General features: G+C 45.4%; 1 pseudogene. It reads right to left on the reverse strand.

The features are described 5' to 3' along the window. A pseudogene (gene gyrA / locus ACWHAR_RS27170) lies at positions 1-710 on the reverse strand (DNA gyrase subunit A); the annotation flags it as partial.

A 710-nucleotide genomic window follows, 5' to 3' on the forward strand; every position in this document is an offset into this window, starting at 1 on the left:
TGGGTTCTGTACTCTTCAGCCGGAGTTCGTTTTCCGTACCCTTTTTCAGTTACGATAAGGACGTGTGATTCTTCCTCTAATATCTCCATGCCGACAACAACGTCGTCATCCGTCAGGGTGATGCCTTTTACGCCCGCCGCAGTTCTTCCCATCTCCCGGACATCTGTTTCAGGGAAACGGATCAGTAAACCGTTTTTCGTTCCAATGATGATTTGTTTTGTGCCGTCAGTCAGACGTACACCCATCAGTTCATCATCTTCACGAAGACCCAGAGCGATTAGACCATTGTTGCGGATATTAGCGAATTGAGATAGCGATGTTCGTTTTGAAACCCCATGCTTTGTAGTGAAGAAAAGGTAAAGCTCCGCATTGAATTCCGTGACTGGAATAATCGCGTTGATCCACTCACCCTTTTCTACCTCCAGCAGGTTAATAATCGGGATTCCTTTTGCCGTTCTGCCGTATTCAGGGATTTCATACCCTTTTGCACGATACACTTTCCCCTTGTTCGAGAAGAAGAGAATCGTGTCATGAGTTGACGTAGAGATCAAATGTTCAACGAAATCATCTTCGTTTGTTCCCATACCTTGTACACCTTTTCCGCCCCGTTTTTGACTGCGGTAAGTTGATGCAGGAAGACGTTTGACGTATCCGTTGTGCGTCAGAGTAACTACGATATTTTCTCTCTCGATGAGATCTTCATCTTCAAT

Source organism: Bacillus sp. LR--39 (genome assembly GCF_053613335.1).